The sequence below is a fragment of the Agrobacterium sp. CCNWLW155 genome (assembly GCF_036888815.1).
Taxonomy (GTDB): domain Bacteria; phylum Pseudomonadota; class Alphaproteobacteria; order Rhizobiales; family Rhizobiaceae; genus Agrobacterium; species Agrobacterium radiobacter.
This window is the reverse complement of the sequence record NZ_JBAKFW010000001.1, coordinates 260395-284500: the sequence shown is the minus strand read 5'-3', so window position 1 is coordinate 284500 and position 24106 is coordinate 260395. Positions and strand designations below refer to the sequence as shown.

Here is a 24106-nt window from a genome sequence, read left to right as displayed (position 1 = left end):
AATCCTATAGACCTTTGAATAATCGCGAATATAAGTATCACCATTCGAATTCGGACACGGTGCACAGCCGTACGTTGAGGGAAGAAACATCATGAGACTGAAATCCACCCGGCAGGTTCTTTTCGCGAGCGCCGCGCTTCTTACGCTTTCGGCACCGGCTTTCGCGCTGGATGGCGGGGATGTGCTGAAGAAAATCAACGCAGCCTATGCCGCGCAGGGAGGCGAGATCGCCGCCGGTTCCGTCGCCGTCAACGGCACGACGGTGACGCTGAACAGCGTGACCTTCAACTCCGTCGCCGATCCTGCCAAGAAGATCCCCGTTGGCAATGTGTCGCTCGAAGGCGTCGAGGAAAACAACGGCGGCTACAAGATCAAGAACGCCCGTTTCGATAATATCGACTACAAGCAGGACAAGGTTGAGATCAAGGCGAGCGACATCTACATGTCCGGCCTCGTCATTCCGGGCGATGCGACCACCGGCACCGTCGACGCCCTGATGTTCTACGATGAAGCCCATAGCGGTCCGATTTCCGTTTCCGTCGACGGCAAGCCGGCTTTCTCGCTTGAGGAAAGCAGCGCGACGATGTCCGTCAGCGACGACAAGAACTCGATCGGTTTCGAACTCGACGCCTCCGGCTTCAAGGCCGATCTCAGCGAAGCCACCGATCCGGCCACCAAGGACGCAATTGAAAAGCTCAATCTGCAGGCGCTTTCCGGCAACATGACCATGAGCGGCAGCTGGGAAGTTGCCTCCGGCACCGTCGACGTCGAGGAATACGCCATCGACCTCGACAATGTCGGCCGTCTCAACATGTCGTTCGGTTTCTCCGGCTACACGCTCGACTTCATCAAGTCGATGCAGGAGACGGTAAAGGCGCAGGCCGCCAATCCGAACAAGGAACAGGCGGACCAGGCAGCAAGCCTCGCCATGCTCGGCCTGATGCAGCAGCTTTCCTTCATCAACGCCGAAATCAGCTTCGAAGACGCCAGCATCACCAAGCGCGCCATCGACTATGCGGCAAGCCAGCAGGGCATGACGAGCGACCAGCTTGCCCAGACCATCAAGGGCATGGCGCCGATCATGATGGCTTCGCTCAACGTTCCAGAGCTGCAGAACATGGTGTCGGCGGCCATCAACGCCTATATCGACAATCCGAAGAACCTCTCGATCACGGCAGAGCCGGAAAAGCCGGTTCCTTTCCCGATGATCATGGGCGCCGCAATGGGCGCGCCGAACACCCTGCCGAAAATGCTCGGCGTCACGGTGACGGCAAACGAATAAAACCAAAAAAGCCCCGGTCTTGCCGGGGCTTTTTTTTGCGCTCAGTGCAGCGGTGCGGCAGCGCCGTCCTGTTTATCGTGCAGGGCAAAGCGGTCGATCATGTGGGCGCTAGCCTCGTTGACACCGATCACCTCGACCTTCTTGCCGGTCTTGCGGAATTTCAGAACCACCTTGTCCAGCGCACCAACTGCCGAAATATCCCACAGATGCGCCTCGGTGACATCAATCGTCACGGCATCCACCTCATCGGCGAAATCGAAGGCGGCGATGAAGCTTTCGGTCGAGGCGAAGAAAATCTGGCCATCGACGCGATAAATCCGCTCGCGGCCATCGGCAGAAAGCTCCGGCCGGACGTGGAAGAGTTTCGACACCTTGCCCGCAAAAAACACGCCGGAGAGAAGCACGCCGGCCAGCACGCCTTTTGCAAGGTCGTGGGTGGCGAGCACCGTGCCGACCGTCACCAGCATGACGATGCTCGATGATGGCGGGTTGCGGCTAAGATCAAGGATGGAGCGCCACGAGAACGTGCTGATGGAGACCATGATCATCACCGCCACCAGGGCTGCCATCGGGATGATGCGCACGAGATCATCAAGCACCAGAATGAGGAACAGCAGGAAAGCGCCCGCCACGAAGGTGGAGAGCCTGCCACGCCCGCCGGAGCTGACATTGATGACGGACTGGCCGATCATGGCGCAGCCGCCCATGCCGCCGATGAGGGCGGATGCGATATTGCCTGTCCCCTGCCCGATGCATTCGCGGCTCTTGTTGCTGCCCGTATCCGTCATGTCGTCGACGATCTGCGCCGTCAGCAGCGATTCCAGGAGACCGACGGCGGCGAGCGCCACGGAATAGGGAAAGATGATCTGCAACGTCTCGAAGGTCAGCGGCACCTGCGGCAGGGCGAATATCGGCAGCGTCGAGGGCAACTCACCGAGATCGCCGACCGTGCGGATATCCATGCCAGAGAAGACGGCAACACAGGTGAGAACGACGATGGCGACCAGCGGTGACGGAATGATCTTCGTGACCAGGGGGAAAAGATAGATGATCGCAAGGCCGGCGGCGATCATGACGTAGGTTTCGACCGGCACGCCGATCAGCTCAGGCAATTGCGCCATGAAAATCAGGATCGCCAGCGCATTGACGAAGCCGGTCATGACCGAGCGCGAGACGAAGCGCATCACCCGGCCGAGTTTCACAAGACCCGCCAGGATTTGCAGCGCGCCCATGAGGATGGTGGCGGCGAAGAGATATTGCAGCCCGTGTTCCTTGACGAGCGTAACCATCAGGACGGCTGTCGCGGCGGTTGCCGCTGAGATCATGCCCGGACGGCCACCGGTGAAAGCAGAAACGCAGGCAATGGCGAAGGAGGCGAACAGCCCCACTTTGGGGTCGACACCGGCGATGACGGAAAAGCCGATGGCTTCGGGAATGAGGGCAAGCGCCACGACAATGCCGGAAAGAACATCGCCGCGAATATTGGAAAACCACTCACGTCTGTAAGTCTGAAATCTGTTCATCTGATTTTTTCGCAAAGAATGACGCACCGGCCGGAACCGTGTCCGGTAGATTGAAAACGAATGTCGGTGCTTTGCGTTATCTGGCGGATCGGCGGCCAGAAGAGCCACCCGGAATTTCACCGGGTCCGTGGTGAGTGGCCCAGCTATAAACGGCAAAAAAGCGGGCCGCAAGTTGCGCGCCCGCTTTTCGATGACTGCTGTCACGTCTCAGGCCGCTTCGCGCCCGCCATAGCCCCTCGCCTCCACGTCGCTCAGCCGGAACTGATGAACCAGTTCCTTGAGACGCGCGGTCTCGCCCGCCAGCATGGCGCTCGCGGCATTGTTTTCCTCGACCATGGCGGCGTTCTGCTGTGTGCCCTGATCCAGATGGTTGACGGTGGTGTTGATTTCGGCAAGTCCCAGTGACTGCTCGTGCGTGGCAGCGGCAATGGCTTCGATATGGCCGTTGATCGTCTTCACCGAGCCGCCGATGCGCGACAGGGCAGCACCCGTTTCCCGCACGAAACGCGCGCCCTCCTTCACCTCTGTACCGGAGGTCTGGATAAGCGCCTTGATTTCGGCAGCGGCCCTTGCCGAGCGCTGTGCGAGTTCCCGCACCTCCTGCGCAACGACGGCGAAACCGCGTCCCGCCTCACCCGCGCGCGCAGCCTCCACCCCGGCATTGAGGGCAAGAAGGTTGGTCTGGAAGGCGATCTCGTCGATAACGCCAATGATATTGCCGATCTTGCCGGAGGATTGCTCGATCTTTTCCATCGCGCTTACTGTGTCAACGACGAGATTGGCCGTGCGGTTGGCATCCTCATCGGCCGAATGGGCGACTGCGCGGGCTTCCACGGCGCGATCCGCTGAGATGCGGATATTCGCCGTCAATTCATCCAGCGCGGCAGCGGTTTCCTCCAGTGAGGCGGCCTGCTGCTCGGTACGGCGGGCAAGATCGGCAGCGCTCTGACTGATTTCCTGGCTGCCGCCGTCGATGGCCACGCTCGACTGCACGACGCCGGACATGGCGGCATCGAGCTGGCGGATTGTCTGGTTGAGATCATGGCGCAGCGCCTCGAAATCCGGGGCAAAAGGCTCGTTCAGCTCGAAAGAGAGATCGCCGCCTGCGAGGCGGCGAAGCGCTGCCGCAAGCCCGGTGGTCGCCTGCATCAGCCGCGCCTGCGCTTCGGATTCCGCCTCAAGCTGGAACCGCACCTTTTCGGCTTCGGCCTGCTGCCGGGCTACGAGCGCCTGCGCCTCCAGTTCGATCTTTGCGATGGCGGCCTGTCGGAAGATTTCCAGCGCATGCGCCATGGCGCCGAACTCATCTCCACGCTGGAGACCGGGAACGGCAAATTCGGTTTCACCGTCGGCCAGACGACGCATAGCCCCCGTGATCGCGGTCGCCGGGCGGGTGATCGAGCGGCCGATGAGGTAGACCCCGGCAAAAAGACTTACCACGGTCAGGGCGATAAGAGCGACGACGATCGAAACCGTTCTTTCCGCCGCAGCGCTGTTCGCGAGAGCGCTTGCGTCCCGCTCCTGCCGGTAATTGGTGGAGATTTCGGCGACGACAGGCAACAGGGCACTATAGGCGGAGGCGACAGTTTCGCGCGCCTTCTCCTCCTCCAGCACGGCGGCGGCGTAAAAGCGGAACGAGGCGGTATATATTTCCAGTGCATCCATGATGCGCTGACGCTCAGCGCCTGGCCGGTATTCCAGCTTCACCAGCGCCTTGAAGGTTTCCACTTCCGCCGCATGTTTCGTCACATAGGCCGCTTCGCGCCGCAGGATGAAATCCTTCTCGTGCCGTCGCATCATCAGCATGCTGGCGCGGATTTCGGCATTGGCGACGACGTCGACGAGTTTCTCGATGGAATGCACGCCATTGCGCATGGCGCCTTCGAGACCTTCCGCGGGGGTTAGGCCCAGTTCCCTGTTCTTGGCGACAAGGGCCTTCATGCTATCGGAATAGACCACCGCGCCCTCAGCGAGCGCTTCGAGCCGCGTACGGGCCTGCGATGTCGCGCTGCCTTCGAGATGGCTCAATGACTGCCGGATCTGGTCCATCGTCTGGTCAAACTGCCCGACGGATTTCATATCGCGGGTCAGCAGGAAGTCTCTCTGGTGAACACGGCTTTCATGCAAACCGTCCTCCAGCGCCGCCAGCACTCCGTCTCGCTCGATCAGCGTCTCTTCAGCGACGCGATAACGCGCCTCCATGTGTCCTTGCCAGAGCAGCATGCCCGCGATGACGGCGATCCCGCACAGAGCAGCCAGGGCCAGCATGGATACGCGATGCGCAATTTTGAACGTCGAGACCAGCGAAAACATTCAACCCTCGTTTGCAGATTTCACGATGGGATGAATGATCGAGAAGGCTTAAGAACTCCTCTACCGGATTTGTCAGTTTAATTAAGGTTTTATGACAAGATCGCTAGAGCTTCAGCCGCTCGCGAAAGAATACCAGCGCAACGACCACACCCGTCGCCACGCCCACGATCACATCGACAAAACGGACAAAACCGGCAACCTGCGGTCCCATCAAAAGAACGAGCATGGCCGAAGCCCCGGCCTGTATCGGCACCACCGCCGGCAGGCCGAACATGGTGGCGAGGATCATGGCGATGAAGGTCGCCGAGGCGAGCCGGATTTCGGCGAAGTCATGCGGGACGAGAAGAGCGACCTCCCCGACGAGGATGCCGATGGTGACGCCGACCATCAGCCCAAGCCCCTGACGGACATGGCTTGGAATGCCGGGGGAAAGGCAGATCAGCGCGCTTATTGCGGCAAAGACGGGCTGTGGGTGCCCGAGCCAGCGATGAGCGACCCAGAACGCAAAAGCGGCCGCAAGCGCGGCCGCCAATGCACGGGTGAAGGCTGCACGAACCCGGTCGAGCAGCGTCTTCAACATATCAGTCCTTCTTAGACGGAACCACGCGCAGCGCCAGCTCGCGAAGCTGGGTCGGCGTTGCCGGCGACGGCGCGTTCATCAGCAGGTCCTGCGCCTGCTGGTTCATCGGGAACAGCGTGATTTCGCGCAGGTTCTTCGCACCAACCAGAAGCATGACCACACGGTCGATACCGAAGGCACAACCGCCATGCGGAGGCGCACCGTACTGGAAGGCGCGGTAGAGACCGCCGAAGCGCTCTTCCACGTCGCTCTGCGACAGGCCGACCTTTTCGAAAGCCTTGACCATCAGCTCGGGCGACTGGTTACGGATAGAGCCGGAGGCGATTTCGAAGCCGTTGCAGACCGCGTCATACTGGAAAGCCTTGATGGAGAGCGGATCCTGTCCTTCCAGCGCTTCCATGCCACCCTGCGGCATGGAGAATGGGTTGTGGGCGAAATCGATCTTCTTTTCTTCGTCGTTGTATTCGAAGAAGGGGAAATCGACGATCCAGCACATTTCGAAACGGTCGCGGTCAATCAGATTCAGCTCGTCGGCGGCACGGGTGCGCGCCTCGCCGGCAAACTTGTAGAACTTGGCGGGATCGCCCGCGACGAAGAAGCAGGCGTCGCCCGCCTCAAGGCCGAGCTGCTGGCGCAGCGCCTCGGTGCGTTCCTCGCCGATGTTCTTGGCAAGCGGACCGGAGCCGGCAATCTTGCCGTCTTCTTCCTTCCAGAAGATGTAGCCGAGGCCAGGCTGGCCCTGGCTCTGCGCCCAGGCGTTCATGCGGTCGCAGAAAGCGCGCGAACCACCGGTTTTGGCCGGGATCGCCCAGACCTGAACCTTGGGGTTGGAGGCGATCATGTTGGCGAAGACCTTGAAGCCCGAACCGTCGAAATGTTCGGTCACAGCTTCCATGACGATCGGGTTGCGCAGGTCGGGCTTGTCGGAACCGTATTTGCGGATCGCCTCGTCATAGGGAATGCGCGGCCACTGCTTGGTGACAGGCTTGCCTTCGGCAAACTTCTCGAACACGGCCGTCATCATCGGTTCCATCGTGGTCCAGACATCTTCCTGGGTCACGAAGCTCATTTCGACGTCGAGCTGGTAGAATTCGCCCGGGAGACGGTCGGCACGCGGGTCTTCATCGCGGAAGCACGGCGCGATCTGGAAGTAGCGGTCGAAACCGGCCACCATCAGAAGCTGCTTGTACTGCTGCGGCGCCTGCGGCAGCGCGAAGAACTTGCCTTCGTGGATGCGCGAGGGAACGAGGAAATCGCGCGCGCCTTCCGGCGAGGATGCGGTAAGGATCGGCGTCGTATATTCGGCAAAGCCCATATCGCCCATGCCGGTACGCATAGCGGAGATGATCTGCGTGCGCTTGACGATGTTCCTGTGCAGGGTTTCGCGGCGCAGGTCGAGGAAGCGGTACTTCAGGCGAACGTCTTCCGGATATTCCGGCTCACCGAAGACCGGCAGCGGCAGTTCCTTGGCAACACCAAGAACCTCGATCTCCTGCGCGTAAAGCTCGATCTCGCCGGTCGCCATGCCCTTGTTGACGGTGTCTTCCGAGCGCGCCTTGACGAGGCCGTCGATGCGGATGACCCATTCGCCACGCACGGTCTCGGCGACCTTGAAGGCCGGGCTGTCTGGATCGGCAACCACCTGGGTGATGCCGTAATGGTCGCGAAGGTCGATGAAGAGAACGCCGCCATGATCTCGCACGCGGTGAACCCAACCGGAAAGGCGAACGGTTTCGCCGACGTCGGACTTGCGGAGAGCGGCACAGGTGTGGCTGCGGTAACGATGCATTTTTATATCCTGGAACGTGTCGTGGGCCCGTTGGAGGCCAGATGGGCGGCACTGTCGAAATTTGCCGGAAAAGCGCATGGCCAGCCTGATTTGTCAAGGCAAAGCGCAACAATGTCGCCTTCAGCCTGTCCTTTCCCCTGCCTTCGCTTTAGATAGGACTAATCCAGCCCGCCAAACCGAGTCGGCCCGCAATGAGCCAGATCAGACCTCTTATCCCACTTCTCGTCACCGCCGGCATTCTGATCGGCGGCAACGGCCTGCAGGGAACCTATATCGCGCTGCGCGGCCTCTCCGAAGGATTTTCGGCCAGCACCATCGGCCTCATCAGCGCGGCCTACAGCCTCGGTTTCGCGCTTGGCTGCATTTCGGTGACGCGCCTGCTGCGCAAGATCGGCCACATCCGCACTTTCGCCACCATGGCGGCCGTTGCATCAGCCGCATCGATCGCCATGCCGCTCATCACCCATCCGCTCTTCTGGCTGGCAATGCGTTTTGTGATCGGCATCGCGGTCGCCTGTCTTTTCGCCGCCATCGAAAGCTGGATCAACGCGCAGGTGACGAATTCCAATCGCGCCCGCACGCTCTCCATCTATCGTTTCGTTGATCTCGGCTCCGTGACGCTCGCCCAATATATCATTCCCGTCGCCGGCATCGACGGGCCCATCGTATTCTCACTGATCGCCATGGCGCTCACCCTGTCACTGGTGCCGATCTCGATTGCCGACAAATCCAATCCCGCGCCGCCGAAACAGATTCCCTTCAATCTTTTCGCCGTCTGGCGTATCTCGCCGCTCGCCGTCGTCGGCTGCGTGGCCGTCGGCCTCAGCATGGCGGCGTTCCGTAATATCGGCCCGATCTATGCCGAACAGATCGGCTTGTCCGTTACCGCCATCGCCACCTTCATGAGTGCGGGCATCATCGGCGGCGTGGTGCTGCAATATCCGCTCGGCGTCTATTCCGACCGTTATGATCGCCGCATCATCATTCTCGCCACTACCGCCGGTTCTGTTATCGTCGGCCTGTTCCTCGCCTTCTTCGCCGGCACGGACGAATGGAGCAACATCATCGGCGTCTTCATCTTCGGCGCCTTTGCGTTGCCGCTCTATTCCCTCAGCTCCGCGCACGGCAACGACCATGCGAAAGAGGGCGAACATGCGATGGTTTCCGCCGGGCTTTTGTTCTTCTGGTCGGTGGGCGCAACCGTCGGGCCGCTGCTCGCTTCCGTGCTGATCGACCAGTTCGGGCCGAAGGCGTTGTTCAGCTATACGGCCGCGATCCAGATCGTTTTCATCGCCTACACCATCTACCGGCTGCAGGTGCGCGAGGGCGTTCCGGTTGAGGAGAGGAACTGGCGGTTCCGCTCGCTTTTGCGCACCTCGGCCTATTTTCAGAAGCTCGCCGCGCCCCCGCCGCCCAAAAACGATGGGCCGGAGCCAAATCCGCCCGAGAAAAACGATCCATGAGCCTTCAAAAGCGGGCTTTGTATTGACATGCGCCCGGCAAAGGGAAAGTAAGACGGATAATTTTCACGAGTGGCCATTTGCAATGATTGAAACGACTGCCGCCCTCGCCGAAGCCTGCACGGAACTGGCGAAATCGGAATTCATTACCATCGACACCGAGTTTCTGCGCGAAACCACCTTCTGGCCGGAACTCTGCCTCGTGCAGATGGCAAGCCCGACGCTTGAGGTGCTGGTCGATCCGCTCGCAAAAGGTATCGATCTCACCCCGCTGTTCGAACTGATGGCCAATCCTGATGTCGTGAAGGTTTTCCATGCCGCGCGGCAGGATATCGAAATCATCTACCATCTCGGCGGGCTCATTCCCCATCCGATCTTCGATACGCAGGTCGCCGCCATGGTCTGCGGTTTCGGCGATTCGATCTCCTACGACCAGCTGGTTCAGAAGATCAAGAATGTGCAGATCGACAAATCCTCGCGTTTCACCGACTGGAGCCGCCGTCCGCTGACCGAAAAGCAGCTGGACTACGCGCTCGCCGACGTGACGCATCTGCGCGATGTCTATCTGGCGCTGAAGGCGCAGCTGGAGCGCGAAGGTCGCTCGCTGTGGCTGACCGAAGAGATGGACATTCTGGAATCGCGCGACACCTATGACATGCATCCCGACGATGCATGGCTGCGGTTGAAATCGCGCCTGCGCAAGCCGACGGAACTCGCCATCCTCAAATTCGTCGCCGCCTGGCGCGAGCGTGAAGCGCGTTCGCGCAACGTGCCGCGTTCGCGCGTCCTGAAAGACGATGCGATCTTCGAAATCGCCCAGCAGCAGCCGAAGGATGCCGAGGCGCTGTCGCGCCTGCGCACCATCCCCAAGGGCTGGGAACGATCCGCCTCCGGCACCGCCATCATCGAGACCGTGAATGCGGCGCTGGCGCTTCCGAAAGAGGAAATGCCGAAGGCTCCGCGCCACAGCCATGCACCGGAGGGTTCCGGCGCTGCCGTGGAGCTGCTCAAGGTTCTCCTGAAGCTGACGGCGGACAAGCACGGCGTCGCCGCCAAGGTCATCGCCAACAGCGACGATCTGGACAAGATCGCCTCCGAAGGCGAGAAGGCGACCGTTGCGGCGCTGACCGGCTGGCGGCGAGAACTCTTCGGTGATGTGGCCTTGAAGCTCATCAATGGCGAAGTGGCATTGCGTTTCGCCGGCAAGAAGGTCGAGGCGGTGGAGGTTGCGGCAAGCGAGGCGTAATCGCCCGCTGCTTTCTCCCCAATTTTGCCCGCATCGCGTCCCATCTCTTAACCGATGGTCGCGCGATTTGAGGGTATTGCCATGAAACCTGCCCACACTCTGCTGCTCGCCGCCCTTTTTACGGCGGCCGGCATTCTTCCCTCTCTTCCCGCCCGGGCCGCCGAAGAGAAGGTCGATCTTCAGGGCGAATGGACGACCGACTGCCTTAAGATCGGCAAGAACGACCGACATGGCATCGTCACCCGCATCACCATTCGCGACAATCGCATGCACGCAGTCTCGCAGATCTATGCCCGCAGCGGCTGCCAGCAGCCCACGGTTCAGGTGCGTTATGAAGGCACGCTGGATGGCGGCCTGAAAGATCAGGACAGCCTGCTCTTTGCCCATACCGTCACCGCCATCACCATGACGCCGAATGACGGCGACGTCGTTGACCACTATAATCGCGACCCGAAAGGCATGGGCTGCGGCTTGAGCGGCTGGAAGGAAAACATTCCCTTCGATGTCGACGGCCGCACCTGCGCCGCCATCGCCTTCGCCCGCAAGGGCGAAACCCTGTTCGACCGGGCATGGATCGACGGTAACAAGCTGCGTTTTGCCGCCTTTCCCCTCAAATGGTCGAACCGCTCGCCGGACGACCGGCCGCAATCCCCGCTTGAAACCGTCTATTACAGAACATCCTATTAGACGTAGAGCGGCGGCGGTGCTGATTTTGCGGCAACGGCGCAACAGCCTTACCAATCCTTCATGCAACCTTACCGATTGCTCACTTTTTGCAGCGCTTTTTCCACACTAATGTCGCATATGACCTGAACAGAAGCTTCGCCCGAAGGGAGCGCGGGGCCTCCCCTTCCCGAGATCAAGAACCGACATGAAAAAATTGCTGCCCATTCTGGATTACGTGGTGCTGTTCGTTGCCGTGGCCGGCAGCGGCGTGGCCTACGCCTTTCTGGAATATGGCGGCGGCGCGCTGATCGGCGCGACCTATGCGCTCTTCGCCTGCGCACCGATTCTTGCTTTTGAACGCGGTTACATCATGCCCGGCCTGTCGCGGCAGGTCAGCGCTTTGCCCACGCCCGCCTATATCGCCGTCGGCCTCATCATCTATGCCATCCTCGTCTTTTGCGGATTCGGGCTTGGCGGCACCATCCTGTGGTTGAGCGGGATATTTCCCGGCACCTGGAAACGGGCGGTGCACGCCGAAGTGCAGACGCTGATCTTTACCCTCATCGTCTGCGGCATCATCGTCTTCATCATGCGCGTACGCGAGCTTCTCGGCCGCGATATCTTCATCGATCTCATTCTCGGTCGCTATCGCCGCCCCGTCAGCGAAGACCGCGTCTTCATCTTCATCGATCTCGTCGGCTCCACCTCCTTTGCCGAAACCCATGGAGACCTGAAAGCCCAGGAGTTTCTCGGCGAAATTTTCGCAAGTTATGCCGCGCCGGTCAGAAAACACGGCGGTGTCATCGACGATTATATTGGCGACGCCGCCATCATCACCTGGCCTTATCATATGGCGATAAGGCGGGCGGCCTGCGTGCGCTGCGTATTCGATATTCAGGCGACGGTTGAAAGCAACCGGGACATGTGGCTCTCCCGCTTCGGCGAAGTGCCGCGCCTGCGCTTCGCCGTCCATGGCGGGCCGGTCATCACGGCGGAAATCGGCGTCGATCATCACAAGATCACCTATTTCGGCGATACGGTGAACACCACGTCACGTCTCGAATCGCTCAGCAAGATGCTCGGTCATCCGGTGCTCATATCCGCAGACCTCGCTCATCAGCTGGTGCTTCCGAAAGGCGTTCGCAGCGAATATCTGGGTGAACATGCCGTGAAAGGCCGTGGCCAGACGCTGGGCGTCTGCACACTAAGCCAATACCAGCCCCCTGTGGTTTGAGGGGTAAACGGCTGCAAAATGCCGCGCCGTTCCATTTACCGCTACGGCCGTCATCAAAATTCATCAAAGCTTCAAACGGCAATCACCTGCCTGTCATGCGACGACCCTATCGCCTCAATCCTATCTTCAACAGGTATTGAGAGGGGTCTCCATCATGAAGCACATTCTTTTTGCATCCTGCGCCATTCTTGCGCTCGCCTCCGCGTCGCATGCGGCGGAACAGGAATTTCCGGCAAAGCTGGTCTCCCACGCCATCCTGCCGGCCAATACCATCATCGCAGCACCTGCTGACGCGCCTGAACATCTCAAGACCTCCGCCAAGTTCACGACCGCTGATCGCAAGCGCGCCGAAGGTCTCGGCACCGTGCCCGGCAAGGATGGCGTGCGCCTGACCGGCCTTTCCATGCCGTTCAACGGCCAGCCGATGCAGGGTTTTTCCGGCATCAAGGCCATGCCCGACGGCAGCTTCTGGAGCCTTTCCGACAATGGCTTTGGCTCCAAGCTCAATTCCAGCGACGCCATGCTGATGCTTCACCATCTGAAGTTCGACTGGGACGCCGGCAAGGTCAACGCGCTTGAAACCGTGTTCCTCTCCGATCCCGACATGAAGGCGCCTTTCCCCATCGTTCTCGAAGGTTCGAGCAAGCGTTACCTGACGGGCGCCGATTTCGACGTCGAATCCATTCAGCCCGTTGCCGATGGTTTCTGGGTCGGCGAGGAATTCGGGCCCTACATCCTGAAATTTACCCGTGACGGCAAGCTGACCGACGTGGTCTCCACCAAGGCTGGCGACATCGAGGTGAAGTCTCCCGATCATCCCACTCTCGCCCTGCCCGGCAACCCCACACAGAAGATGCCGGCCTTCAACCTGAAGCGCTCGGGCGGTTATGAAGGCATGGCGCTCTCCAAGGACGGCTCCAAGCTCTACGGCCTTCTCGAAGGCCCGCTTTACATGGCTGACGGCCAGGTGGAGAAGACCGAAGACGGCGCAACCGCACTGCGCATCATCGAGCTCGATACCGCCAAGAAGGAATGGACCGGCCGCACCTGGCTCTATCCGCTGGCGCAGGGCGGCGAAGCCATCGGTGACTTCAACATGCTGGATGACAGCACCGCGCTGGTCATCGAGCGTGACAATGGCGCCGGCACCGCCGACAAGGCCTGCGCCGACCCGAAGAAGCCGGAAGCAAACTGCTTTGCCGTGCCTTCCAAGGTGAAGCGCATCTACAAGATCGAATTCAATGACGCCAATGTCGGCAAGGCCGCGCGCAAGATCGGTTATATCGATCTTCTGAAAATCTCCGACCCGGACAACAAGAAGCGTCAGGGTGGTGGCAATGGCTATTACGACATGCCTTTCGTCACTATCGAGAATGTCGATCGCGTCGATGCCACGCATATCATCGTCGGCAACGACAACAACCTGCCCTTCTCGGCCGGCCGTGCTCTGGACAAGGCTGACGACAACGAGTTCGTCCTGCTTGAGGTCAAGGACCTGCTCGACGCGAAGTAAGACCACGGCCGCTGCCAATCGCCCTGGCAGCTGCAAATGATCCGGACGGAGCGCCCGGTAGACCAGATGGTCTGCATGGCGCTCCGTTCCGATTCTCGTATTCCAACCGAAACATGCTTGCGGAAAAGAAGACGTTTGATGCAGGACCATGCAGAGAGACTTTATTACGCCCTGAAGAAAAGCTGGTCGGGTGAGACCAGCAGCCTCTGGTCACGCGAAAACCCCGCCAGAGGACAAGGCAGCGTCACCGCGCTGGTGGTGCAGGATATTTTCGGCGGCGAGCTTGCCAAAACCGCCGTCAGCGGCGCCGACCATTTTTACAATATCCTTGAAGGCACCCGCTGGGATTTCACCTTCAGCCAGTTCGATATTCCTGTCGGTTACCAGGACAGACTTGCCAGCCGCACGGAAGCCATGGCGACGATAACGCCCCTGCAATATGCCTATCTCAGCGCCTGCATCCGGAAAGCACTGGGGCACGGCTGAGCCGTTTGCAAAGCAGTGCCAGCCCATTGCCGTTTCGCCCGCGAACCCAGTATGTGGTCAATCATTGCGCCATGCTTCAGCACCATCATTTCAATCTTTCCCGTAAAGCGGACACAATCCATGCGATAATATCGCTCAGCGAAATGGTTGCACCGACAGGAGAGACATTCGATGAGCGAGAGTTGCCCGGTTCTGACACCGGCGGAGCGGCAGGTTCAGGACATATTGCAGCGCAAGGAAGCGGCAATGATGGCCACCATTCACGCAGCGCTTGAGCGCGCCAGCAAAGAGGTCGCCGAGGCATTCCAGGCTGTCGATTCAGACATGCAGCCACCGCCCAGCGATTATTTTGTCGCTGTCGCTCATCAGCAGCTCTTCCTGCTGTTATGCGGCGCCGATCCGGAAACATTCGAGGGCGGAGACCCTGACATCGCTGGTCACATCATTCGAAACGCTCAAAACATCACCGAACACTACTGGAAGAAACGAGATCCCGCCGCCAATATCTCCAATGAGTGACATACGTCCGTAAAGACAGGATTTCGCTCTCCCACGCAAACCACATGATGCGTATTTGCGAGGGAGCGGCCGGCCCGCTTGAACCGCTTTTGCCGTCGTCACAGGCCTTTCATTATCCCCGGTTAAGCAGGCGCAAATCCGGAGGCTGGAATGGATTCGACCACACAGATCAAGCGCCCGAAAATCGCGGAAACCGTCATCCATGCGACGGCGAGCATAAGAGATTCAAACGTCGGCGAGTGCTGCGAAATTCTGGCGGATACATCCCTGCACAATGTCGAACTCGGGAATTATTCCTACCTTGGACCCCGCTGCATGGTGGGTGACGCAATAATCGGAAAGTTCTGCGCCATCGCTGCAGAGGTCAGGATAGGCGCGCCGAACCATCCGATGGATCGGCCATCCATGCATCGTTTCAGTTATTGCCCGGAATATTATTCTGCCGATGCCGTGCGCGATGACACCTTTTTCGACCAGCGCAAGCAGGATCGCGCCATTATCGGCCACGATGTCTGGATTGGTCACGGGGTTATCGTCTTGCCGGGCGTGACAGTCGGAGACGGTGCAGTGCTTGCCGCCGGCGCCGTCGTCACCAAGGATGTGCCGCCCTACACCATTGTCGGCGGTGTGCCCGCGAAAATCATCCGCGAGCGGTTTTCGCGATCCGTCGCGGAAAAGCTTACGTCCATCGCCTGGTGGGACTGGCCATTCGAAACGATCATGGCGCGGCTTTCCGACTTTCAGTCGAACGATATCGAAGCCTTTTGCGAGCGCTGGTCCTAGCCTGCGCCGCAAAACAGATCGTTCCCGTTCTTTACTCGAACACGAATGCCAGCCGCTTGCCGGTCAGCTTCGCCAGCTGCTGCAAACGCCCGTCCAGCCGCTCGCCGGCGAAATCGCAATAATCGTGCGGCACCACGAATTCGAGATCGAGGTCCGGATTGTCGGACTTGCGGAATTTCAGGTGATCAACGACACCGGGCATCGAGGCCGAGAAGAGGTAAACCACGCGCAGCAGGCCGCCGAGCAGCTTGCCAAGTTCCTGCAACCGGTCGCCTGCCATCGCCGCGAGCGGCTCGGTAGTGCCGTTGTCGTTCAGACCTTCGAAACGATAATAATTGGCAAGCGCAATATAGGCGCGGCCGGGATGGGTGATCGCCACGAAGGAGGAATGGGCGATGATGTTGAGCGCCTGCAGGCCACGATAATCCGGATGGGCGCGCCAGCTGATATCGGCGAGAAGGCAGGCCGCCTGCCGGTAACGGCTTTCCTCTTCCGTCTCGTCGACGCCGAAAACCGGAAAGGTGCGGCCGCTCCAGTCCGCCAGTTCGCGCGCATGTTCCGGCGAGCGGGCGCGCAGAATGGCAAGTTCATCAGCCGCGACCAGCAGCGGATCGGATTCACGCTCGGCTTCCGTCAACAGCGAATAGAGATAACCTTCGCGCACACCCTGCGCAGAGAAGGCGATCTTTGCCGGTTTCATCGCCTTCAGAACTTCGCGCATGGCGATGGCGCCAAACGGCAGAAGCGAACGGCGGTTCTTGGAAACCGCCTGCCAGGCCGGGTCCTTGCTGTCCCGGGAGACGATGACCTCCTCGAGAAAATTCAGCATTTCCTCGAGCGGCAATTCATAACCCTGCATCATGTGCAGCGGATAGCCTGATATTTCCATGTGCAGCTTGGCAATGTTTCGCCAGGTGCCGCCGACTGCATAGAAGGTGCGCCCCTCGCCCGCCGCCAACAGCTTCGCAAAGGATTTGACATGTTTTCTGGCGATGGTCGTCGCCTTTTCCAGCGAGCCATCCGACTGTTCCGACAGCCGCAGGCCGCCGAGCGGCAGGGTGATGCCCTGGCCGCAGCTCTTGCCCTTTATGTCGATGAGTTCGAGCGAACCGCCACCGAGGTCACCCGCGATGCCGTCTGGATCATGGAAACCGCTGATCACGCCATAGGCGGAATAAAGCGCTTCCTTTTCGCCTGACAACACCTCGATCTCGCAGCCGAGAATGGCTTCGGCCTCACGGATGAAATCCGGGCCGTTTTCCGCTTCACGCGCCGCCGCCGTCGCCAGCACATAAAGCTTCTGCGCCTGCGCCTGCTCGGAAAGTACATGAAAACGCCTGAGCGCCATCAGCGCCCGGCTGACGCCTTCCTCATGCATGCGGCCCGTCAGCGCCAGTCCCTTGCCAAGGCCGCACAGGACCTTTTCGTTGAACAGCACCGCGGGCGCGCGGGAAAGACCTTCATATACAACAAGACGAACGGAGTTCGAACCAATATCTATGACGGAAACGGGGGCAAGGCCGGTCAGCCGCCCCTGTGCTTCTGATCGAGTCATTCAGCCTGTTTCTTGCGGGACGAAATCAACCCGGCAATCAATTTGGGCGCACTGGATTTCAGGGCTTCACCACGTCCGGAAAGGCTGGGATTGGTCATGAAATAGTGCTGCGCGTTGAACGGTTCTTCGCCTTTACGCACCTCGATGCGCCTCGACGTTCCGTCCGCAAGTATCTCGTAGCTCTGCTGGTTGTCAATGAGATTGCCCAGCATAATCTGTGAAAGAACCTGCTCGTGCACCGTGGGATTGGTGAGCGGGACAAGCGTTTCCACGCGCCGATCAAGGTTGCGCGGCATCATGTCGGCCGAGCCGATATAGACCAGCGCCTTGTCCGACGGCAGGCCGAAACCATTGCCGAAGCAGAAGATGCGGCTGTGTTCGAGGAAGCGGCCGACGATGGATTTGACGCGGATATTATCCGACAGGCCGGGCACCTGCGGGCGCAGGCAGCAGATGCCGCGTACAACGAGATCGACCTCCACGCCCGCAGCACTTGCGCGGTAAAGGGAATCGATGATTTCAGGGTCGACCAGCGAATTCATCTTCATCCAGATCGCCGCCGGCGCACCGCGCTTGGCGTGCTCGATCTCTTCATTGATGTGCTTTACGATACGTGCGCGCAGCGTATAGGGCGAAATCGCCAGCTTCATGCCCTCTTCCGGCTCACCGTAACCCGTGATGAAGTTAAAGATATTCGCCATGTCGTGGGCGATCTTCGGGTTGCAGGTGAAGAAGGACAGATCGGTGTAAATCTTGGCCGTGATCGGGTGATAGTTGCCGGTGCCGAGGTGGCAATAGGTTCTGAGCTTGCCGTCCTCGCGACGCACCACCATCGACATCTTGGCATGGGTCTTGAGTTCGATGAAGCCGAAGACGACCTGCACGCCGGCGCGTTCGAGGTCGCGCGCCCAGCGGATGTTCGCCTCTTCGTCGAAACGCGCCTTCAACTCCACCAGCGCGGTGACGGATTTACCGGCTTCCGCCGCATCGATCAGCGCGCGAACGATCGGGCTGTCATTGGAGGTGCGGTAAAGCGTCTGCTTGATGGCGAGCACTTCGGGATCGCGCGCGGCCTGCAGCAGGAACTGCACGACCACGTCGAAGCTTTCATAGGGGTGGTGAACCACCATGTCCTTTTCGCGGATCGCGGCAAGGCAATCGCCGGCATGTTCGCGCACGCGCTCGGGGAAACGGGCGTTGTAAGGCTCGAATTTCAGGTCGTCGCGCGGCGCGCGGACGATTTCCGAAATGGTGTTGAGCGCGAGAAGGCCGGGCAGAACGGCGACGCGATTATCAGGCACGCCAAGCTCGTGCACCACGAACTGGCGCAGCGACTGCGGCATTTCGCTGTCGGTCTCGATGCGGATAACGGAACCGCGGCGGCGGCGCTTCAGCGCGCTTTCGAAGAAACGGACCAGATCTTCCGCCTCTTCCTCCACCTCGATATCGCTGTCACGGATAATGCGGAACGTGCCGAATCCCCGGACGGTATAGCCCGGATAAAGCCGGTGAATGAACAGGCCGACCACATCTTCAAGCGTGATGTAGCGGATGGCGTTTTTCTCATCAGGCAAACGAACGAAGCGGTCGAGCGCGGTCGGAAGACGCAACAACGCCGTCATCGGCTCACGGCCGTTGACGCTGTCGAGCTGCAGGCCCATCGAGAAGCCGAGGTTCGGAATGAAGGGGAATGGGTGCGCAGGGTCGATGGACAGCGGCGTCAGCACCGGGAAGATACGTTCTTCGAATTCCGTGCCCAGCCAGGTCCGATCCGCTTCGGAGAGTGCGGCAGGCCGGACGATGAAGATTTCTTCCTTGGCGAGATATTGCTGCAGAACGGCAAGCGAAGCCTGCTGCTCCATCTGCAGATTGTCGATTTCCTTCAGAATATCTTCGAGCTGCTCGGCCGGCGTCTTGCCGTCGGGCGTCTTGACGGTGATCTTCTGACGTACCTGGCCTTCAAGACCGGCGACGCGGACCATGAAGAATTCATCGAGATTGGCGGCCGAGATGGAAAGGAAACGCAGACGCTCCAGAAGCGGGTGATCCGTGTTCAGCGTTTCCTCGAGAACGCGGCGATTGAACTGGAGCCAGGAAAATTCGCGGTTGATGAAACGCGCCGGGCTGTCCCAAAGGCTCTCGCCCTCAGTCACCGGCTGAACCTTGTTGAAGTCGTCCTGCGCGATAGCGTCCATTCCCTGTTCCATCCCCTGACCTATTTCCGTCCCGTGATCCTGCTGCATCGCGCGATCGTCCTTCTTGCCCGTATAACAGTTTGACGACGGAACTGTGACAGTCAATCGACGTCCAGTCCGCTATCCGCTCTCGCATTGTCCATCGCATTGAGGACCTCAGCTACCAGCGGACGTGTAATTCTCGTTCCACGCGCAAGCGCCAGCCGGTCGATCCGGTCCACGATCGTCTGCGCCGTATCGAGCGAACGCTCCATTCTATTGACGATGTAACCTATGAGTTTGTCATCCATGTAAAGCTGCCGGTCGGCGAAGAGTTTCACCAGCACCTGCGCGAGCAGCCCTTCGTCCGGTTCACCGGTTTCCACCACCGTCACGGCTTTCAGGCGAGAGCGCAGGTCCGGCAGCGTCACCGGCCATGCCGCCGGCCATTGCCGGCTGGTCATCAAAAGCGTCGTGCCATGCTGGCGCACGCTGTTGATGACATGGAAGAGCTCGGTCTCGTCGAAACCGCGCCGGTCGGCATCTTCGAAAAGAACCGGTCCCGTTTCGGCCGCGCGCGCGGCATCCGCGCCGGCTTCGGGGTGAATGTCTCGCGCGTCGCTGATATTTTTCCAGATATTGGCGAGATGCGATTTTCCCGAGCCCGGCGGCCCGGCGAGCACGACGACGGGCGAGCGCCAGTTCGGCCACTCATCGATGAGGCTGACGGCAGCCGCAAGCGAGGCGGAGACGAGGAGATCGTCCCTGCCGGAAGCGGACTGGTGCGAGAATGCGAGCGGCAGCTGCTCGGCCTTCGACCGGGCATTGTCGGTTTTGATTTGGTCAGTCATCGTCAGCTCTGAGAGTCAACCTTGCCGGAGGATGTTTCCCCTTCTTCCGGGGCAGTATTTGTGTCCCAGGGAAGGTTGGCGGCATGCCCATGGTAAAGATCGCTTTCAAGATACCGCGACAAGGCGAAGCGGACAAGCACGCCGACCGCCGCCGCAGCCGGCACCGCCACGAGAAGCCCGACGAAACCGAAAAGCGCACCGAAAGCGAAGAGGGCGAACATCAGCCAGACCGGATGCAGGCCGACGCTTTTGCCGACAAGCTTCGGCTGCAGGATGTTGCCTTCGATGAACTGGCCGGAAAAGAACACGACGAGCGTCAGGAAGACATAAATATAGTCCGGCCAGAACTGCACGATAGCGACGCCGACGGCGAGGATGAGGCCGACCATGGATCCGATATAGGGAACGAAGCTGATGAGACCCGAAAAAAGGCCGATCAGCAGGCCGAAATTCAAGCCCACCAGCGACAGGCCGACGGCGTAATAAACCCCCAGAATGATGCAGAGCGACCCCTGCCCACGCACGAAACCGGCAATGGTCTTGTCCATGTCGCGGGCGATCTGGCGGACGGTATGGACATAGTCGCGCGGTATCCAGCTGTCGACCTTGTCGATCATCCGGTCCCAGTCGAGCAGGAGGTAGAAGGCGACGACGGGCGTGACGACCAGCAGCGACATGACATCGACCAGCGATTTGCCGGAGTTCCATATCTGCGTCAAAAGCGTGCCGATGAAGCCTGCGCCCTCTGTCAGGAGCTTTGAAAAGTTCTCCTTTACCGAGTTGATCTGGCTGCTCACCCAATCCGGCAGGAGGTTGGTATCCGCGCCGGCGATCAGCTGCTGCAGCGACGAGATATATTGCGGAATGCGCGTGATGAATTCCGAGGCCTGAGCGGCAATCAGCGGAATGATGATGATGAGCGACAGTGCGAAGATCAGCACGAAGGAGACGAGGATGACGACGGTCGCCATCAACCGGCTCAAACCGCGCCGCTCCAGCCAGTCGGCCACCGGATCGAGAAAATAGGCAAGCGCCATGCCCGCCACGAAAGGCAGGAGAATGGAGCTGAAGACCATCAGGAAAAGGATAAAGACGGCAAGCACGCCGATCCAGAAAAACACCTGCCGACGCAGGTTCATACCACTCACATGGGGTTGCATCCGTTCATCCTTTGTCGCCGTACCGTCACTGCCCATGATGGAGATAGGATGGGCATGTGCACATGGTCAAGACCGGCGCTTTGGCACGCCCGCAGAAGGAGACTGCCCGCACAGCGGTAAAATCCCTCATTTCCGGTCAACCCCTCGCAACGGCAGGTTGACCGGCGGAAAATATTAGACAACTATCAAATATTGCCGGGCGGGCCAGCGTCGCCCCTTCACGCCCGGTGGCCGGAGGCACGATGCAGAGTACCAGCGAAAATGGCATCGCGGACTATAATGCCGGTCTCTTCGATAATCCCGAAGTTGCCGAATGGTATGACAACCAGCAGCTTTACCCCGCCGAACGCATCATTCTCGATCAGTTCCGCCATGCCTATGCGGGCAAGCGGCTGCTGGATCTCGGCGTCGGCACCGGCCGAACGACGAAGCCGCTTCTGCCGCTGGTGGGTGAATATATCGGTATCGACCGCTCGCAGCCCATGCTTGCGCTTGCGCGGCGCAATTTTCCCGCTGCCACGTTTCTGGACATGGATGTGCGGGCGATCGACCAATTCGGCGCGGGGCGTTTCGATTGCGTGCTCGGCGCGCTCGCCATCTTAAGCGCCTTCGGCCATGAGGACCGGCTTGCCATCATCAATGCCGTCCGAAGCATTCTGTCACCGGGCGGTTACTTCATCTTTTCGTTTCATAACCGGCAATGGAAGCGGGCTGGCGGCATGCCGCTGCATCGGCGTTCCTGGCACCCGCGCGAGGTGGTGAATTCGCTGCATCCGCAAAGCTGGATCAACTATCTGCGTCTGCAACCTCAGACAAGGCGGACGCCGGAATATGCAATTCTCGCGGATCAGGCGCACCGCTGGAGCGGCCTGTTTTATTTCATCGACCTTGCCGCCCAGACCCGGCAGCTGGAAGCGGCGGGCTTGGAGATCGTCGCGCGTTATGGCGAAAACGGTCGGCCGATAGAGGAAAATTCCGATACCTCCAATGACGGCCTGCTCAATCTCGTCTGTCGCGCCGCTCCGCAGCCATCGTGAGCACTCAATCCGGCAAGCCCCGCCAAAGCCGTTAAAAACCGGAGCTTTTGCCACTCAAACCCTTGCATCAGGTCCCGTCCCGTGCGAATGGCGACGCCAAAGGAACCAGCGGAGACGAGAGCCATGAGCCAGTCGGGCAAGAACGGTCTTACCTATAGTGATGCAGGTGTGGATATCGACGCCGGCAACCTGATGGTCGAAAAGATCAAACCGGCGGTGCGTTCGACGCGGCGTCCCGGCGCGGATGGCGAAATCGGCGGCTTCGGCGGCCTGTTCGATCTGAAGGCCGCAGGCTTCACCGATCCGGTTCTGGTGGCCGCCAATGACGGCGTCGGCACCAAGCTGAAGATCGCCATCGACGCTGACTACCACGACACCGTCGGCATTGATCTCGTCGCCATGTGCGTCAACGATCTCGTTGTCCAGGGCGCAGAACCGCTGTTCTTCCTCGATTATTTCGCAACCGGCAAGCTGGACCCGGATCAGGGCGCCGCCATCGTTTCCGGCATTGCCGCCGGTTGCCGCGAATCCGGCTGCGCGCTGATCGGCGGCGAAACCGCTGAAATGCCCGGCATGTATTCCGATGGCGACTACGATCTCGCGGGTTTTGCCGTAGGTGCTGCCGAGCGCGGCCAGCTTCTGCCGGCCGGCGATATTTCCGAAGGCGACGTCATTCTCGGCCTTTCTTCCTCCGGCGTTCACTCCAACGGCTTTTCGCTGGTGCGCAAGATCGTTTCGGTCTCCGGTCTTGGCTGGGACGCCCCTGCCCCCTTCGCGGATGGCAAGAAGCTTGGCGAAGCGCTGCTGACGCCGACCCGCATCTATGTGAAGCCGCTTTTGAAGGCGATCCGCGAGACCGGCGCACTGAAGGCGCTGGCGCACATCACCGGCGGTGGTTTCCCCGAAAACATTCCGCGCGTTCTGCCCAAGCATCTCGCCGCCGAGATTGATCTCGACGCGATCAAGGTTCCGGCCGTCTTCTCGTGGCTCGCAAAAACCGGCGGCGTCGAGCCGAAGGAAATGCTGCGTACCTTCAATTGCGGCGTCGGCATGATTGTGGTCGTTTCGGCTGAAAATGCCGAGAAGGTCACCGACGCCCTGACGGCGGAAGGCGAGACCGTCTTCCCGCTCGGCCGCATGGTCGCCCGCGAAGAAGGTGCACACGGTACGATCTACAAGGGCACTCTCGGCCTATGATGAGCGCCGCCTTCTCGTCCGGCCGCAAACGCGTCGTCGTTTTCATTTCCGGCAGCGGCTCCAACATGGTGGCGCTGGCCAAGGCCTGCCAGGCGGTGGATTTTCCGGCGGAAATCGTCTGCGTGATTTCGGACAAGGCATCTGCGGGCGGGCTGGAAAAGGCACGGGATCTCGGTATTCCGACGCTGGTCTTCGAACGCAAGACTTATCCCAGCAAGGCGGAGCATGAGGGCGCCATACTGGCCGCACTTGGCGAGATTGCGCCTGATATCATCTGCCTTGCCGGTTACATGCGACTGATATCGGGGGATTTCATTGCCCCCTATGAAGGCCGCATCATCAATATCCACCCTTCCCTGCTGCCGCTTTTCCCCGGCCTGCACACCCATCAGCGCGCCATCGACAGCGGCATGAAGATTTCCGGCTGCACCGTGCATTTCGTCACCGAAGGCATGGATGAAGGCCCGACCATCGCGCAGGGTGCGGTACCGGTTGTTTTCGGCGATACGGCCGACACCCTCGCGGCACGGATCCTGACAGTCGAGCACCAGCTCTATCCGCTGACCCTGAAGCAGCTTGCCGAAGGCAAGGTGCGAATGGAAGACGGCAAGGCGGTCTTCACCGGCAGTGAAAGTAGAACTGAGTATTCCAACCTCATTTCCGCCTCCTGATAGAGTTATTCCTAAAGTACAAAAATACGTGAATTGGTATTTTTGCAAAAATAAACCGATCATTTAC

The 24106-nt window shown here is 59.9% G+C and carries 20 protein-coding genes and 1 other annotated feature; of the genes, 12 read left to right on the top strand and 8 right to left on the bottom strand.

Features of this window, described 5'->3' with window-relative positions:
* Positions 1-91 precede the first annotated feature (91 nt).
* Positions 92-1282: a hypothetical protein gene (locus V6S97_RS01440; RefSeq protein ID WP_060724060.1), complete on the top strand. Its 1191-nt coding sequence runs from the start codon at positions 92-94 to the stop codon at positions 1280-1282.
* A 41-nt stretch (positions 1283-1323) separates the two neighbouring features.
* On the opposite strand, the gene V6S97_RS01435 is transcribed toward V6S97_RS01440, so the two are convergent.
* The 4 genes from V6S97_RS01435 to aspS form a co-directional block, all read right to left on the bottom strand.
* Positions 1324-2805, bottom strand: coding sequence for a SulP family inorganic anion transporter (locus V6S97_RS01435; protein WP_080866061.1), 1482 nt, complete (start codon positions 2803-2805; stop codon positions 1324-1326).
* Between the two features lie 74 nt (positions 2806-2879).
* Positions 2880-2935 (bottom strand) — a sequence feature (sul1 is cis-regulatory element that is thought to sense ions involved in sulfur or methionine metabolism; They are found in Alphaproteobacteria).
* 77 nt (positions 2936-3012) lie between these two features.
* Positions 3013-5118, bottom strand: a complete 2106-nt coding sequence (locus V6S97_RS01430; RefSeq protein WP_334425953.1) for a methyl-accepting chemotaxis protein — start codon at positions 5116-5118, stop codon at positions 3013-3015.
* 103 nt (positions 5119-5221) lie between these two features.
* On the bottom strand, positions 5222-5698 hold the full coding sequence (locus V6S97_RS01425) for an FUSC family protein (protein WP_003502188.1): 477 nt from the start codon (positions 5696-5698) through the stop codon (positions 5222-5224).
* Between the two features lies 1 nt (position 5699).
* Entirely contained in the window at positions 5700-7487 is a 1788-nt protein-coding gene (aspS, locus tag V6S97_RS01420; RefSeq protein ID WP_334425951.1) for an aspartate--tRNA ligase, read from the bottom strand.
* Between the two features lie 191 nt (positions 7488-7678).
* On the opposite strand from aspS, the gene V6S97_RS01415 reads away from it, so the two are divergent.
* The 8 genes from V6S97_RS01415 (at position 7679) to V6S97_RS01380 (ending at position 15394) form a co-directional block, all read left to right on the top strand.
* Positions 7679-8950, top strand: a complete 1272-nt coding sequence (locus V6S97_RS01415) for an MFS transporter (RefSeq protein ID WP_020810429.1) — start codon at positions 7679-7681, stop codon at positions 8948-8950.
* 82 nt (positions 8951-9032) lie between these two features.
* Positions 9033-10193 (top strand): ribonuclease D, encoded by a 1161-nt coding sequence (gene rnd, locus V6S97_RS01410; protein ID WP_003502177.1) that lies wholly within the window; start codon positions 9033-9035, stop codon positions 10191-10193.
* A gap of 81 nt (positions 10194-10274) precedes the next feature.
* Positions 10275-10880, top strand: coding sequence for a hypothetical protein (locus V6S97_RS01405; RefSeq protein WP_003502175.1), 606 nt, complete (start codon positions 10275-10277; stop codon positions 10878-10880).
* A gap of 184 nt (positions 10881-11064) precedes the next feature.
* Positions 11065-12093, top strand: a complete 1029-nt coding sequence (locus V6S97_RS01400; protein WP_334425947.1) for an adenylate/guanylate cyclase domain-containing protein — start codon at positions 11065-11067, stop codon at positions 12091-12093.
* Positions 12094-12247: 154 nt separating this feature from the next.
* Positions 12248-13606 carry an esterase-like activity of phytase family protein gene (locus V6S97_RS01395; protein ID WP_003502172.1) on the top strand — a complete coding sequence of 453 codons (1359 nt, stop codon included), beginning with the start codon at positions 12248-12250 and terminating at the stop codon, positions 13604-13606.
* Positions 13607-13744: 138 nt separating this feature from the next.
* The gene (locus V6S97_RS01390; protein WP_003502169.1) at positions 13745-14092 is read left to right on the top strand and encodes a YunG family protein; all 348 of its coding nucleotides are present in this window, start codon (positions 13745-13747) and stop codon (positions 14090-14092) included.
* 171 nt (positions 14093-14263) lie between these two features.
* Entirely contained in the window at positions 14264-14611 is a 348-nt protein-coding gene (locus tag V6S97_RS01385; protein WP_112277745.1) for a hypothetical protein, read from the top strand.
* Between the two features lie 150 nt (positions 14612-14761).
* The gene (locus V6S97_RS01380) at positions 14762-15394 is read left to right on the top strand and encodes a DapH/DapD/GlmU-related protein (RefSeq protein WP_334425943.1); all 633 of its coding nucleotides are present in this window, start codon (positions 14762-14764) and stop codon (positions 15392-15394) included.
* Between the two features lie 31 nt (positions 15395-15425).
* Here the strand turns inward: V6S97_RS01380 and ppx are convergent, their stop codons facing one another.
* Genes ppx through V6S97_RS01360 form a run of 4 tightly spaced genes read right to left on the bottom strand, consistent with a single transcriptional unit; the run spans position 15426 to position 21134 of the window.
* Positions 15426-16949: an exopolyphosphatase gene (gene ppx / locus V6S97_RS01375; protein ID WP_003502164.1), complete on the bottom strand. Its 1524-nt coding sequence runs from the start codon at positions 16947-16949 to the stop codon at positions 15426-15428.
* Entirely contained in the window at positions 16946-19249 is a 2304-nt protein-coding gene (locus V6S97_RS01370; protein ID WP_371412705.1) for an RNA degradosome polyphosphate kinase, read from the bottom strand. The genes ppx and V6S97_RS01370 overlap by 4 nt, the downstream gene beginning before the upstream one ends.
* Positions 19246-19974, bottom strand: coding sequence for a DnaA regulatory inactivator HdaA (hdaA, locus tag V6S97_RS01365; protein ID WP_003502161.1), 729 nt, complete (start codon positions 19972-19974; stop codon positions 19246-19248). Before hdaA ends, V6S97_RS01370 begins: the two co-directional genes overlap by 4 nt.
* A gap of 2 nt (positions 19975-19976) precedes the next feature.
* Positions 19977-21134, bottom strand: coding sequence for an AI-2E family transporter (locus V6S97_RS01360; RefSeq protein ID WP_035212361.1), 1158 nt, complete (start codon positions 21132-21134; stop codon positions 19977-19979).
* Positions 21135-21376: 242 nt separating this feature from the next.
* On the opposite strand from V6S97_RS01360, the gene V6S97_RS01355 reads away from it, so the two are divergent.
* The 3 genes from V6S97_RS01355 (at position 21377) to purN (ending at position 24039) form a co-directional block, all read left to right on the top strand.
* Positions 21377-22171, top strand: coding sequence for a class I SAM-dependent DNA methyltransferase (locus V6S97_RS01355; RefSeq protein WP_060724052.1), 795 nt, complete (start codon positions 21377-21379; stop codon positions 22169-22171).
* A gap of 123 nt (positions 22172-22294) precedes the next feature.
* Positions 22295-23368, top strand: coding sequence for a phosphoribosylformylglycinamidine cyclo-ligase (gene purM, locus V6S97_RS01350; RefSeq protein ID WP_111792509.1), 1074 nt, complete (start codon positions 22295-22297; stop codon positions 23366-23368).
* On the top strand, positions 23365-24039 hold the full coding sequence (gene purN / locus V6S97_RS01345; protein ID WP_060724050.1) for a phosphoribosylglycinamide formyltransferase: 675 nt from the start codon (positions 23365-23367) through the stop codon (positions 24037-24039). Before purM ends, purN begins: the two co-directional genes overlap by 4 nt.
* The last annotated feature ends 67 nt before the right edge of the window (positions 24040-24106 follow it).